The organism is Kribbella sp. CA-253562 (assembly GCF_050942265.1).
In the GTDB taxonomy this organism is placed as follows: Bacteria; Actinomycetota; Actinomycetes; order Propionibacteriales; family Kribbellaceae; genus Kribbella.
In genome coordinates this window covers 3,219,507-3,232,457 of sequence record NZ_CP192049.1, presented here as the reverse complement: position 1 = coordinate 3,232,457, position 12,951 = coordinate 3,219,507, and the positions used below count along the sequence as shown (strand labels likewise).

10 protein-coding genes are annotated in these 12,951 nt (G+C 69.1%); 8 read left to right on the top strand and 2 right to left on the bottom strand.

Annotation, left to right across the window (positions count from 1 at the left end):
- Window positions 1–4: 4 nt before the first annotated feature.
- On the bottom strand, window positions 5–469 hold the full coding sequence (locus tag ACQPXM_RS15430; protein WP_432949065.1) for an RDD family protein: 465 nt from the start codon (window positions 467–469) through the stop codon (window positions 5–7).
- Between the two features lie 168 nt (window positions 470–637).
- On the opposite strand from ACQPXM_RS15430, the gene glnA reads away from it, so the two are divergent.
- The 5 genes from glnA to ACQPXM_RS15405 all read left to right on the top strand — a co-directional run bounded on the left by glnA (window position 638) and on the right by ACQPXM_RS15405 (window position 6,214).
- A complete protein-coding gene (gene glnA, locus ACQPXM_RS15425) occupies window positions 638–2,062 on the top strand; it encodes a type I glutamate--ammonia ligase (protein ID WP_432949063.1) in 1,425 nt (474 codons plus the stop codon).
- A 172-nt stretch (window positions 2,063–2,234) separates the two neighbouring features.
- Window positions 2,235–3,149 carry an ATP-binding cassette domain-containing protein gene (locus ACQPXM_RS15420; RefSeq protein WP_432949061.1) on the top strand — a complete coding sequence of 305 codons (915 nt, stop codon included), beginning with the start codon at window positions 2,235–2,237 and terminating at the stop codon, window positions 3,147–3,149.
- Window positions 3,146–3,973: an ABC transporter permease gene (locus ACQPXM_RS15415; protein ID WP_432949059.1), complete on the top strand. Its 828-nt coding sequence runs from the start codon at window positions 3,146–3,148 to the stop codon at window positions 3,971–3,973. Before ACQPXM_RS15420 ends, ACQPXM_RS15415 begins: the two co-directional genes overlap by 4 nt.
- Before the next feature lie 64 nt (window positions 3,974–4,037).
- Entirely contained in the window at window positions 4,038–4,781 is a 744-nt protein-coding gene (locus ACQPXM_RS15410) for a response regulator transcription factor (protein ID WP_432949057.1), read from the top strand.
- Window positions 4,778–6,214, top strand: coding sequence for a sensor histidine kinase (locus ACQPXM_RS15405; protein ID WP_432949055.1), 1,437 nt, complete (start codon window positions 4,778–4,780; stop codon window positions 6,212–6,214). The genes ACQPXM_RS15410 and ACQPXM_RS15405 overlap by 4 nt, the downstream gene beginning before the upstream one ends.
- Before the next feature lie 8 nt (window positions 6,215–6,222).
- On the opposite strand, the gene ACQPXM_RS15400 is transcribed toward ACQPXM_RS15405, so the two are convergent.
- On the bottom strand, window positions 6,223–8,106 hold the full coding sequence (locus ACQPXM_RS15400; RefSeq protein WP_432949053.1) for a glycoside hydrolase family 76 protein: 1,884 nt from the start codon (window positions 8,104–8,106) through the stop codon (window positions 6,223–6,225).
- Window positions 8,107–8,292: 186 nt separating this feature from the next.
- On the opposite strand from ACQPXM_RS15400, the gene ACQPXM_RS15395 reads away from it, so the two are divergent.
- From ACQPXM_RS15395 to ACQPXM_RS15385, 3 genes are all read left to right on the top strand, one after another.
- Window positions 8,293–9,378, top strand: a complete 1,086-nt coding sequence (locus ACQPXM_RS15395) for an LLM class flavin-dependent oxidoreductase (RefSeq protein ID WP_432949051.1) — start codon at window positions 8,293–8,295, stop codon at window positions 9,376–9,378.
- Window positions 9,379–9,729: 351 nt separating this feature from the next.
- Entirely contained in the window at window positions 9,730–10,617 is an 888-nt protein-coding gene (locus tag ACQPXM_RS15390; protein WP_432949049.1) for a peptidoglycan recognition protein family protein, read from the top strand.
- 56 nt (window positions 10,618–10,673) lie between these two features.
- The gene (locus tag ACQPXM_RS15385; protein WP_432949047.1) at window positions 10,674–12,908 is read left to right on the top strand and encodes an RICIN domain-containing protein; all 2,235 of its coding nucleotides are present in this window, start codon (window positions 10,674–10,676) and stop codon (window positions 12,906–12,908) included.
- The last annotated feature ends 43 nt before the right edge of the window (window positions 12,909–12,951 follow it).

Here is a 12,951-nt window from a genome sequence, read left to right as displayed (position 1 = left end):
CCGCTCAGCGCCGTACGACGATTGTGCCCGCGGCGCGGTCGTGCAGGCCGCGGCGGTCGCGGTCGAAGACGACGGCGGGCAGCACGAGGCAGATCAGCAGCGAGCGGATCACGCCGGCCAGCAGTCCGGGCTGAGCGGTGTAGCCGGGGCCGGTGGAGGTGGCGCGGATCACCCGCAGGCCGCAGATCCGGTGCCCGAGGGTGAAGCCGGCCAGGCCGGACAGCACCGCCGACATGGCGAAGAACGTGACCAGCTGGGCGGTGTTGTAGTCGTTGCCCCCGGCCCATATCGGCGTACCGGTGATGGCCGAGGCGATCAGGCCGGCGATCAGCCAGTCGATCAGCAGCGCGAGCAGCCGGCGCCCCCAGCCGGTGACCGAGCCCGGGCCGTCCTCGGGCAGCCCGAGACGGTTGCCCGGATACCGGAACTCTTCGGCGGGTCCTGTCCCGGGGTGTGCGGATGATGCCATAGTGGCTAGCCTACGGATGGGGTTGCAGATCTCACCTGCCTCCCCCGCCTCGCCAGTGGGTCAGCGCGGACACGCTGGGCTTAACATCCGCGAAACATTGGGGTCATGACCGAGTAATCGGCAGGGCCTACGTTCAGATGAATCTCTGAGCCACCCCGAGGAGTACGTATGTTTTCCAGCGCTGAGGAGCTGCTCGCCTACGTCAAGGACGAGGGCGTCGCGTTCATCGACGTCCGGTTCTGTGACCTGCCGGGCATCATGCAGCACTTCACCGTCCCGGTGTCGTCGTTCGGTCCCGAGGTCTTCGAGGACGGCCTGCAGTTCGACGGTTCGTCGATCCGCGGCTTCCAGCAGATCCACGAGTCCGACATGTCGCTGCTGCCCGACCCGACGACCGCGTACCTGGACCCGTTCCGCAAGGACAAGACGCTGGTCATCAACTTCTTCGTGCACGACCCGCTGACCGGTGAGGCGTACTCGCGCGACCCGCGCAACATCGCCCGCAAGGCGCAGGAGTACCTGAAGTCGACCGGGATCGCCGACACCGCGTTCTTCGCGCCCGAGGCGGAGTTCTACGTCTTCGACGACGTCCGCTTCGAGACCAAGCAGAACGAGGGCTACTACCACATCGACTCCGTGGCCGGCGCCTGGAACACCGGCCGGGTCGAGGAGGGTGGCAACCGCGGCTACAAGGTCCGCTACAAGGGTGGCTACTTCCCCGCGCCGCCGGTCGACCACTTCGCCGACCTGCGCAACGACATCACCAAGCACCTCGAGGCCTCCGGGCTGATCGTCGAGCGCGCCCACCACGAGGTCGGCACCGCGGGCCAGGCGGAGATCAACTACCGCTTCAGCGAGCTGCTCAGCGCCGCCGACGACGTGATGAAGTTCAAGTACATCGTCAAGAACACCGCCTGGGACGCCGGCAAGACCGCGACCTTCATGCCGAAGCCGATCTTCGGCGACAACGGCTCCGGCATGCACTGCCACCAGTCGCTGTGGAGCAACGGCGACCCGCTGTTCTACGACGAGTCCGGCTACGGCGGCCTGTCCGACACCGCCCGCTGGTACATCGGTGGTCTGCTCAAGCACGCCCCGTCGCTGCTGGCCTTCACCAACCCGACGGTGAACTCCTACCACCGCCTGGTGCCGGGCTTCGAGGCCCCGGTCAACCTGGTCTACTCCCAGCGCAACCGCTCGGCCTGCATCCGGATCCCGATCACCGGCTCCAACCCGAAGGCCAAGCGGATCGAGTTCCGCTGCCCCGACCCGTCGGCCAACCCGTACCTGGCCTTCGCCGCCCAGCTGCTGGCCGGCATCGACGGCATCCGCAACAAGATCGAGCCGGCCGACCCGATCGACAAGGACCTGTACGAGCTCCCGCCGGAGGAGCACGCGTCGGTCAACCAGGTCCCGACCTCGCTGCCGGCCGTGATCGACGCCCTCGAGGCCGACCACGAGTTCCTGCTCGAGGGTGACGTGTTCACCTCCGACCTGATCGAGACCTGGATCGACTTCAAGCGCGAGAACGAGATCGCCCCGATCCAGCTCCGCCCGCACCCGCACGAGTTCGAGCTGTACTACGACGTCTGATCCGCAGCCGTCTTCGCCCTCGGGCCCATCCGCTTTTCGCGGGTGGGCCCGAGGTCTTTTCGCAGAGTTTTCTGTGCACCGCTCCCCCGGCGCCGCGCGGTGAGCAACTGGTTCACAGAGTTCTCCCAGGAACTCTCAGCTGCCGGTCAGCAGCGTGGGGTTGGCTGCGGGCATGACGACGATCGAAGTACGTGAACTGACCAAGCGGTACGGGCCCGACGTCGTGGTGGACGGCCTGTCGTTCACCGTCGAGCCCGGGCACGTGACCGGCTTCCTCGGGCCCAACGGCGCCGGGAAGTCGACGACGATGCGGATGATCCTGGGGCTGGCACCGCCCACGGCGGGCTCGGTCCGGATCGGTGGCCGGGAGTACGCGCACCTGCCGGTTCCGCTGACCGAGGTGGGAGCGTTGCTCGACGCGGGCGCGTTGCACCCCGCCCGGCGGGCCGACGACCACCTGCTGGCGATTGCCCAGAGCAACGGCATCGGACGCCAGCGGGTGGCGGAGGTGCTGTCCATGGTCGGGCTGGAGAAAGTCGCTCGCCGGAAGGCCGGAGGCTTCTCGCTCGGCATGCGCCAGCGGCTCGGCATCGCGGCCGCGCTGCTCGGCGACCCGCAGATCCTGATCTTCGACGAGCCGGTCAACGGGCTCGACCCGGAGGGCATCCGCTGGATCCGCGATTTCATGCGCACGCTCGCCGGCGAGGGACGCTCGGTGCTGTGCTCGAGCCACCTGATGAGCGAGATGGCCGTCACCGCCGACCATTTGGTGGTGATCGGCCGCGGCCGGCTGATCGCGGACACCAGCATGAGCGAGTTCACCCGGTCGCACGGCGAGGGCACCGTCCTGGTCCGCGCCGAGTCCGCCGACGAGCTCGCGCGGCACCTCACCGCCGCAGGCGGCGTCGTACGGCGTGGGCTGGAGCGTTCGCTGATCGTCAGCGGGCTGGACTCCGCCGAGATCGGCCGGCTCGCCGCGTTCCACGGCGTCACGTTGTCCGAGCTGACTCCGCAGGCCCCTTCGCTCGAGGACGTGTTCATGGAACTCACCCAGGACAGCGTCGAGTACGCGGGAGCGACGGCATGAGCGCCGCGACACGACCGGCCGAGACCGGACGAACCGCCGCGGCCCAGGTGCGGTTCAGCGATCTGCTCCGCTCGGAGTGGACGAAGTTCCGGAGCCTGCCCTCGGTCCGGTGGACGCTGCTGGCGATGGTGGTGTTCAGCACGGGCATCACCCTGCTCGTCTGCGGCGGTGACCAGGGCAACTACAGCGCTCTGAGCCCCGAGGACCAGCAGGCCTGGGACCCGACGGCGCTGTCACTCAACAGCTTCTTCATGGCTCAGCTGTGCGTCAGTGTGCTCGGTATCCTGGTCGTCACCTCCGAGTACGCGACCGGCACGATCCGTACGTCGCTGTCGGCAATGCCGCGCCGGGGCCGGTTGCTGGCGGCGAAGACCGCGGTCTTCACGATCGTCGCGTTGATCGCCGGACAAGTGACGTCGTTCGTCGCCTTCCTCGCCGGTCAGGCGATGATCGGCCGCCACGAGGGCTCACCCACCGCGGCGCTGACAGATCCAGGAGTGCTCACGGCCGTCTCCGGCACCGGTCTGTATCTGGCCGCCATCGGCCTGCTGGCGGTGGCGGTCGGAACGCTCACCCGGGCCACCGCGGGAGGTCTGGCCGTCCAGGTCGGGATCACGCTGCTGGTGCCGGCCTTCGGCGGCGCGCTTCCGTCCTGGGTGCAGAAGGCGTTCGCGTACTGGCCGTCGCTCGGCGGCCCGGAGATCCGGAACCTGGTTCCGACTCCCGAGTACCCCGACGCGTGGGCGAACCTGGCCGGCATGACCGCCGGGATCGCGGCCGTGCTGGTGGTGGCCTTCGTCGTCTTCCGGCGACGCGAGGTCTGATGGCTGCCCGGGCCCGCGGTCCGGTGGACCGATTCCGTGGCGGCGGCTCCGTATTGTGGCTGCCATGGGCGACGGGGAAGCGACGGGCCCGGCCGTGACCCGACCGGCCGGCACCGAGCGTCTGCTGGTGGTGGACGACGAAGCGACGGTTCGCGAGCTGCTGTCGGCGACGCTGCGGTTCGCCGGGTTCTCTGTCTCCTCGGCGTCAACCGGGGCCGAGGCGATCGCCGCCGCCACCCGGGAACCACCGGACCTGGTGCTGCTCGACGTGATGCTGCCCGACGTGGACGGCTTCGAGGTCGTCCGGGAGCTGCGGGAACGCAGCCCCGGACGAGGCCGGTCGGGTCCGGTGCCGGTGCTCTTCCTGACCGCCCGCGACCGCCAGGCCGACAAGGTGACAGGGTTGTCGCTCGGGGCCGACGACTACGTCACCAAGCCGTTCGACCTGGAGGAGCTGATCGCGCGGATCCGCGCGATCCTGCGGCGTACGTCCGGAGCGCCGGCCGCGCTGCTGACCGTCGGCGACCTGAAACTCGACGTGGAAGGCCACCAGGTCACCCGGCAAGGCCGACCGGTGCGCTTGTCCGCGACGGAGTTCCGCCTGCTGCACTACCTGATGCAGAACGCCGGTCACGTCGTCTCCAAGGCGCAGATCCTCGACCGGGTGTGGGCCTACGACTTCGGCGGTGACGCGAGCATCGTCGACACCTACATCTCCTACCTGCGCCGCAAGGCCGACACCGGGGAGCCGAAACTCATCCAGACCGTGCACGGCATCGGCTACGTGATGCGCGAGCCGCGGCGGTGAGGCGGCTCTCGCTGCGGTCCCGGCTGTTGCTGATCACCCTTGTCCTGCTGGTGGTCGGCCTCGCCACGGGCAGCACGATCGTCACCTCGCGGCTGCAGGACCACCTCCAGAGCCGACTGGATTCCGAACTCCGCTCTGTCGGGCAACTGCTGCAGTTGTCCGGCGCCCCGACCAACCCGGACCGTGCGGACGCCAATGCCCAGCAGCTGGCGCTCGGACTGGACCTGTTCGGCAGTCCGTACTTCGTGTTCCTCGACCCGGCCGGCACAGTCGTCGGCAAGGTCAGCTCCCCGCGGATCGCTCCGGACCAGCTTCCGCGGGTGGAGGACCTGCGCACGGCCCCGCCGGGCGGTCCCGCCGTCGTGGTCAACTCGGCCGACGGCACCAGCCGGTGGCGCGCGATCGCTCTGTCCCGGCAGTCCGGCTCGCTGATCGTGGCGGGGTCGTTCGCCGAGGCCGACTCCACCATCGCCCGAGTACGGCGGAGCAGCTTGATCGCTGGGAGCCTGACCCTGGCCGCGCTCGCCGTCGCCGGCTGGTTCGCGGTGAACGGCGGTCTGCGACCACTGCGCCGGATCGAGCACACCGCCGCCGCCATCGCGGGCGGCGACTTGTCGCGCCGGGTGCCCGACCTGGCCGCGCCCCGCACCGAAATCGGCCGCCTCTCCGCCTCGCTGAACACGATGCTGGTTCAGCTGGAGCAGGCCTTCGCCGACCGGTCGGCCTCCGAAGCCCGGATGCGCGCGTTCGTCTCCGACGTCAGTCACGAGCTGCGTACCCCACTGTTCGGCATCAAAGGCTTCACCGAGCTGTACCGGATGGGCGCCCTGTCCGAACCGGCCGACGTCGACGCGACGATGCGCCGGATCGAGCAGGAGGCCGGGCGGCTGGCCGGCCTGACCGAGGACCTGCTGCTGCTCGCCCAGCTCGACGAGGCGCCGGAGTCCCTGCTCGAGCCCGGGCCGATGGACCTGCGGACACTGGCCAACGACGCCCGGCACGACCTGCGCGCGCTGGACCCGTCGCGACCCGTCGAGCTGACCGGCCCAGGTGGTGGCCCGCCCGGACCGGCGCCGGTGCTGGGTGACGAGGCACGACTCCGCCAGGTCGTCACCAACCTGGTCGGCAACGCCGTGGCCCACACCCCACCCGGTACGCCGGTACGCATCGGAGTCGGCACCACCGAGAACCGGGCGATCCTCGAGATCTCCGACCAGGGCCCGGGCCTGACCGCCGACCACGCGAGCCGCGTGTTCGACCGCTTCTACCGCGCGGACCGCTCCCGCAGCCGCTCCGGCGGCGCCAACGCGGGCCTGGGCCTGGCGATCGCCCGATCACTGGCCCAGGCCCACGGTGGCGACGTGGAACTCACCACCGCCGCGGGGAAAGGCGCTTGCTTCCGGATCGCCCTTCCCCTGGCGGCTCGTCCCTGATCGACCGCTTATCCGGTGTAGGTCGCGCTCAGGTGGTAGAGCCGGCCGCCCCAGCCCTCCTCGGGGAAGGAGTCCGAGATCCGCACGTACGCGACCTTGTCCGGCCCGAGGTGCGGTGTCAGGTCGAACGTCCGGGTCGCCTTGTTCTCGCCGCCGTGGACGTGCTGAGTCTCCCTCGCCACGGTGATCCACTGCCGGCCGTCCCCGCTCACCTCGACGACGTACTCGTTGTCGATCGTCAGCGTCGTGGACGCCGATGTGGTGCTGGACGGGAACGGGAACCGGTAGACGAAGTACGCGTTGCCGTCGGCGAAGCGGTTCTGGACGCCGTTGCTCTGTGAGCCGCCCGCGTCCCACAGCCAGGGCAACTCGGCCGCGGTGCCGGTGTCGAAGTCCACGCTGCGCGCCACGAGGATCTCGGCCTGCGTCGTGAACTTCAGGAGCGAGCCGGACGTCGCGGTCACAGTCACCGGGTAGCGGCCGTCCGCCGTACCGCCGGGGATCGCGACATCGAGCTCGACCTCAGCTTGCACCGGTACGGCGTTGCCCTTCGGGCGCAGGGTCACGGTCGTCTGGCGCGGCGTCACAGTCCAGCCCTCGGGTGCCGAGGCTCGTACGTCGGCAGTGATCCGCTGTCCCGCCGGTGCGGTGGCCTGGAGCCGAGCCACCAGCTTGATGTGGGTCGCACTCGAGCTCGCGGCCATCACCACGGGCTGCGCCGGAGTCATGGTCGCGGACAGGGACCGCACCGGCGGCGTCGCCGGTACGTCGGCGATCAAGGCGCTGAGCGCACTGGCCTGCGTCCGCCAGTCGACGACGTTGGAGCTGCCACCGGACCAACGCAGTCCGAGTCGTCCGGCCGCATCGCGGTTCTCCCAGACCGTAGCGGCCTGTCGGCTCTGGAACGCGAGGTAACGCCGGTCGTGCGTGGTGTCGGTCAGGTCCATCCAGTAGCGCAGGAAGATGCCCTTGAACTGCTTTTGGTTGTCGTCGCAGGTCTTGCCCGGCGCCTCACAGGACTCGGTCAGGACCCCGTTCGGCGCGAGTCCTCCGGCTCCGATCGCGGAGTCCGCCAGCCGCCGTACCGTGGTCAGCAGCTGGGGGTTCCGGGTCGCGCGCCACAGCTCGAGGCCGGCGCCGATCGCGAGCCCCTGGTTGTAGGTCCACACGGTCTCGTTGTTGCTCTTGCAGGTGCTGGTGGTCAAGCCGTCGTTCACCAGGCCGTCGGCGTTGATCAGACCGCTGCCGGTGAACCAGTTCCAGCCCTGCTGCGCGCGGCCGAGCCAGTGCTTGTCGCCGGGGATCCGGTTGTGCAGCTCCGCGGTGAGGCGGATCCAGAGGCCGTTGGTGACGGCGTTCTTGTACGTGCGCTCGGCGTCCCACCAGACCCCGCCGCCGCAGGTGTCGTCCCAGTAGTCCTCGACGTACCGCGCGATCGTCACCGCCATGTCGAGGTACTTGGGGTTCTTGGTCAGGTCGTAGGTCTGGATCCAGGTCAGCGCCCACCACTCGGAGTCGTCGATGGCACGGCTGGTGAAGTTGCCGAGCAGCGGATCGCCCGACAGGTAGCCGGCCGGGAAGACGCCCTTGGCCTTCTCGAACGTGTTGTCCAGCTGCGGGAAGTAGCGGCGGTCGCCGGTGCGTTCGGTGTAGTCGCCGATGGTCTGCAGCGCGACGGCGGAGTTCCACCAGCTGGAGGGGAACCAGGCCTTGACCGGCTCGTACGAACTCATCAGCACGTCGGCGGCGACCCGGGCGCGCGCCGTCGCGGTCGGGCCGTCGGCACCTCCCCCTGGATCGGCTCCGGCGGGCAATGACGACACCAATCCGACGGCCAGCGACGCCAGGCCGGCCGTCAGGGCACGCAGAACGCGTGAACGTCTCAGGATCATGGGCGGATCTCCTCGAGGCTTCAGGGCGGGTCGACCGAGGTTGGAAACGTTTCCTTCCACGCTGACCGCAGTATCGTCGCCAGCCGGGACAACGATGTCAATGCCGAACGGTGAGACGATCAAAGTGCAGTAGTTCAGGTGGATTACAGTGTTTTCCGTCGTGTCCTCCGCCGGAAAGGTCTCGCCGTGAGTCTCGAATTCCTCTGGTACATCCCCAATCAGGTGCAGCCCGGACACCGCGGTGACGACGCCACCGCAGGGCACAACAGTCTCGACCGGTTGACCGAGCTCGCGCGGCTGACCGAGCAGCACGGGTGGGGCGGAGCGCTGATCGGGACCGGGTGGGGACGGCCCGACACGCTCACCGTGGCGACGGCGCTCGCGGCGCGGACGACGACGTTCCAGCCGCTGGCGGCGATCCGGCCGGGCTACTGGCATCCGGCGCACTTCGCGTCGGCGGCGAGCACGCTCGACCACCTGACCGGCGGGCGACTGCTGATCAACATCGTGTCGGGCCAGGACAACCTCGCGGCGTACGGCGACAGCGAGGGCGACCAGGCCCAGCGGTACGCGCGGACCAAGGAGTTCCTGCAGCTCGTACGCCGGCTGTGGACCGAGCAGGACGTCACCTTCACCGGCGACTACTTCCAGGTCACCGGCTCGACCGTCGCCACCAAACCGGTCGCCCGCGAGGGCCGGCCCCATCCCCGCCTCTACTTCGGCGGCGCCTCCCCCGCCGCCGAACGCGTCGCCGCCACCGACGCCGACGTCCAGCTCTTCTGGGGCGAACCACTCGACGGCATCGCCGAACGCATCGCCCGGCTCGAAACCCTGCAGTCCGAACTCGGCCGAGAACACCAGCCGCTCGAGTACGGCCTGCGCATCACCACCCTCGTCCGCGACACCACCGACCAGGCCTGGTCCGACGCCGAGGCGAAGGTCGCGAAAATGGCCGAGGGCCGCGGCCTGCCCGACACCCACGGCACCGCCCACCCCACGGGCAGGCGCTTCAAAGCCGTAGGCCAGCAACGCCTGCTCGAACTCGCCGACCGCGGCGAGGTCCTGGACGACAACCTCTACACGGCCCCCGGCAGGTACGGCGGCGGAGGCGCCGGCACCACCTGGCTCGTCGGCTCCCCCGAGGACGTCGCCAAGTCCCTGCGCAAGTACCAGGACCTCGGCATCACCCACTTCATCCTGTCCGACACCCCCTACCGCGAAGAGATCACCCGCGTCGGCGACCAGCTCCTCCCTCTCCTCTCCGGCAGGTAGGTACAGATCTTGCCGTGCGACTGGGCGTACGACGGTGCGCCCGGACCTTCGGTGCCGATCAGTCCACCGATCGCCAGCACCGACATGCCGGTGACACGCGCCGCGCGACGAGCGGCGTACTGGATGAGGTTCATGTCCGTGACAACGAGCCGCCGCCAGGACCCCTTCCAGCACAGCGCTTTCGGCTGTCTTACGGGCGACGGTCCGGTTGCCGTCCACAGCTGAGGTTTGCGTCCGAGCGCAGCGGGCATCACACCCGGTACGATCTTCGCCACAGTCGGTGAAGGCGTGAGGCGGTTGTGAGGTGTTGTTTTGGCCAGACCGATGACGGCTGACCAGACGGTGGCGGCGATGCGGAAGTGGGGGGTCAAGTTCCGGGAGTATCCGGGCTGGCGGACGCGGGGGCGACCAGGTGGGTTCGGTGACGTGCGCGGGGTGATGGTGCACCACACCGGCAGCAACTCGCAGAGCAACGACTACCTCAACTTCCTGTTCGTGCGCGGCCGGCCGGAGGACGGGATCCCGGGGCCGCTGTGTCACGTCGCGACCGACTCCGACGGCGACCTGCATCTGGGCGCGATCGGGCGGGCGAACCACGCCGGCCGGGGATCGTCGACCACGCTCAGCCGGGTGACCGCGCAGAACTACGCCGGTTACACCTCCGAACTCCGGCCCGGTGTCGACAACGTCGACGGCAACGCGCACTACTACGGCAACGAGGTCCGGTACGACGGCGCCCGGCCGATGACCGCGGCGCAGTACCGGACCGCACTGCTGCACGCCGCCGCGATCTGCGACTTCTACGGCTGGTCCGCGCTCTCGGTGATCGGGCACCGCGAGCACAGCCGCCGCAAGGTCGACCCGGGCCGCAACCCGATGAACAAGTTCCGCACCGACCTGGCCGCCGTACTGCGGGCCGGACCTGATGGAGACGACATGGCAAACGCCGACGAGGTACTCGCCGAGCTGAGGAAGTTCCAGACCGCCGAAGCGCAGCGGTACGCCGATCTGGCGAACCGCGTGCAGAGCCTGATCGACCAGGAGGAGGGCCGGTACGCCGATCTGCAGCGCCGGGTCCAGGGCCTGGTCAACCAGGAGGCCGGCCGGTACGCCGACTACGTCCGCCGCTTCAACGCAATCCTGGCCGCGCTGCCCAATGGCGCCCAGCTTCCGCCGATGGACGCCCCGGTGGAACCGGAAGCGGTTCCGAAACCCGACGAGACTTCTTCCACCTCTTGAATTAAGAAAGGAAGTTGGCTTTCCTGGTGAGTCACCCTCACCAAGGAGAGTCCCGCATGCCTGGAGTCGCCCCACTCCGTCCGCCCCCGCGTGCCCGCAACCGGCGGTTCGCCGCGATCGCCGCGGCGACGGTGGCCGCCGTCGCCGCCACCACCCTGACAGTGGTGAACTCACCGGACGCCACCGCCGCCATCTCCCCCACCGGCTGGAACACGGTCACCGCCAAGCACAGCGGCAAGTGCGTCGACGCGCGCGCGGCCGCGACCGCCAACGGCACCGCCGTCCAGCAGTACACCTGCAACAGCAGCACCGCCCAGCAGTGGCAGTTCCAGCCCACCACCGACGGCTACGTGCGGATCAACGCGCGCAACGCCGCGAGCCAGGTGCTGGACGTCACGAACGTCTCCACCGCCGACAGCGCGCTGATCCAGTTGTGGGCCTATGGCAACGGAAACAACCAGCAGTGGCGCCCGGTCGAGGAGGCCGACGGCGCCTACCACCTCGTCAACCGCCACAGCGGCAAGTGCCTCGATGTGCCGTCCGCCTCCACCGCGGACAGCGTCCAGCTGCAGCAGTACACCTGCAACGGCAGCGCCGCCCAATCGTTCAGGATCAGCCCCGTGGACGGCACGCCCCCGACCAACCCACCCGGTACGCCGGACCTCGGCCCGAACGTCTCGGTCTTCGACCCGTCGATGCCGGCCAGCCAGATCCAGTCGCGGCTCGACCAGGTGTTCACCCAGCAGGAGGAGAACCAGTACGGCGAACAGCGGTACGCGCTGCTGTTCAAGCCCGGCAGCTACAACGTCAGCGCCAACGTCGGCTTCTTCACCCAGGTCGCCGGCCTCGGCCTGACGCCGGGCAGCGTGAACATCAACGGCGCGGTGCACGTCGAGGCCGACTGGTTCCCGCCGCAGAACGCGACGCACAACTTCTGGCGCGGCGCCGAAGGGCTCACCGTCACCCCGCCCGGCGGGCTCGACCGATGGGCGGTCAGCCAGGCGTCGGCGTACCGCCGAATGCACCTGAAGGGCAACCTCGCGCTCGACGACGGCGGCTGGGCCAGCGGCGGCTTCATGGCCGACACCCTGGTCGACGGCCAGGTCCGCTCCGGCAGCCAGCAGCAGTGGCTGTCCCGCAACACCAACTGGGGCAGCTGGACCGGGCAGAACTGGAACATGGTGTTCGTCGGCGCCCAGAACGCGCCGGCCGGCACCTTCCCGAACCCGCCGTACACGAAGGTCGCGCAGACCCCGATCATTCGCGAGAAGCCCTACCTGTACGTCGACAACGCGGGCGCCTACCAGGTGTTCGTCCCGGCGCTGAAGGCGAACACGGCCGGCCCGAGCTGGACCAACGGGACCCCGGCCGGCCAGTCGCTGCCGATCAGCCAGTTCTACATCGCGAAGCCGGGCGTCTTGGCCGCGACACTGAACGCGGAGCTTGCCTCAGGCAAGAATCTCCTGTTCACCCCGGGCATCTTCCGGCTGTCCGAGCCGCTGCGCATCACCCGGCCGGACACGGTCGTGCTCGGCCTCGGCCTGGCCACGCTGATGCCGACCAACGGCAACAGTGCGATCACCGTCGCCGACGTGGACGGCGTCAAGGTGGCCGGCGTGCTCATCGACGCGGCGCCGACGAACTCGGCGCTGCTGATGGAGGTCGGCCCGACGGGCTCGTCGGCCAACCACAGCGCGAACCCGACGTCGCTGCACGACGTGTACTTCCGGATCGGCGGCTCGGCGGTCGGCAAGGCGACCGAGACGCTGCGGATCAACAGCGACAACGTGATCCTCGACCACGCGTGGCTGTGGCGCGGTGACCACTCCATCGGCGTCGGCTGGAACACCAACACCGCGGACGTCGGTCTGGTCGTGAACGGCGACGACGTCACGGCGTACGGGCTGTTCGTCGAGCACTACCAGAAGTACCAAACGATCTGGAACGGCAACGGCGGCCGGACGTACTTCTACCAGAACGAGATGCCGTACGACCCGCCGAACCAGGCCGCCTGGATGAACGGCTCGACCCGCGGGTACGCCGCGTACAAGGTGGCGGACTCGGTCACCACGCACGAGGCGTGGGGGCTCGGCAGCTACTGCGTCTTCACCAGTGACGCGAGCATCGTCGCCGAGCGCGCCTTCGAAGTGCCGAACAAGGCGGGCGTCAAGTTCCACAACATGGTCACCGTCTCGCTCGGCGGCCGCGGCACGATCGCGCACGTCATCAACAACACCGGCGGACCGTCGAACTCGAGCACCAACGTCGCCCAGTGGGTCAATTACCCTTAGAAGTTCACGCTCTGCTGTAGAAAAGTTACAGTCATGGTCTCAC